Below are 1,033 nucleotides of genomic sequence, written 5' to 3'. Positions count from 1 at the left end.
GGACGATCTCCTTCCCTTCCCGTTTACCTGTATTGGTGACGGTGATATCTATCAGATAGTTGTCTCCATTGAAAGTTATTGCCGGCTTGGAATAATCAAAAGTCGTATACTGCAATCCGTATCCGAACGGATACGCCACATCTTTGCCGAATGTGTCGAAATATCTATATCCTACATATATATCTTCTTCATAAATAGTATGGTCAATATTTCTCTTCTCGCGGGAATGTTTCTGTTTGTTGGCTCCGAAAATTATGCCGGTGTCGGCATCAAGGGGGAAATTCCGGTTGGAATCATGGTCTGAATAATCGATCGGGAAAGTCATGGGAAGCTTGCCGCTGGGATAAGCTTTGCCGGAAATCACATCGGCAATACTGTTGCCACCTTCCTGACCGCATTGCCAAGTGCACAGGATCGCGTCTGGCATATCCTTCCATGAATCCGTTTCGATGACACCGGTAACGTTCAAGAGCACGGTTACTTTCTTGTTCCGCGCATGAAACGCATCGCAGACCTCTTTCATGAGCCGGCTCAATACAGGGTCGAGGTAGAAACTGCGTGTGGAGCGGTCGGCAAACTCTCCTGCCGATATTCCCACAGAAATCACCGCGGCATCGCAGCGGTCTGCAATCTTCCTGATTGCATTCTGTTTCAGCTCTAACTCTTCAGGACGCATTTTCGCAGCCATATGAAAAGTCTTGTCCTCCTTCTCCAGACGTTTCCTTTCCGACGCAATATGAAGGGAGTATTTCCCCATCAAGTCTTTGTCGATTTCATATCCCGCGCCTTTCAGGCCATCGGGAAGCGAAACGTTGTATGCGCGGTTCACGTCTCCCGAACCGCTGCCGCCGGGTATCATATCATACGCACAATTCCCGAAGAGTGCCACCTTCTTGATATTGTCTCCGAAAGGCAGCGTTTCACTGTCGTTTTTCAGAAGCACCATCCCTTCCGGTGCAATCTTCCGGGCATATGCAGCATGTTTCTTTAAATCAGGCTTATCTGAATACTTATAGTTGTTGAAACGGGGAGT

Annotated in this window: 1 protein-coding gene; it reads right to left on the bottom strand. The window is 48.0% G+C overall.

The genetic code is table 11. The annotated features are described in order from the left end of the window. Window positions 1–1,033: glycoside hydrolase family 3 C-terminal domain-containing protein (locus JX312_RS13945; RefSeq protein ID WP_204458523.1), on the bottom strand; the 1,033-nt coding region annotated here is incomplete at both ends.

It is taken from the genome of Barnesiella sp. CU968 (assembly GCF_905219685.1).
Taxonomy (GTDB): Bacteria; Bacteroidota; Bacteroidia; order Bacteroidales; family Muribaculaceae; genus Lepagella; species Lepagella muris_A.
This window is presented reverse-complemented; position numbering and strand designations above follow the sequence as displayed.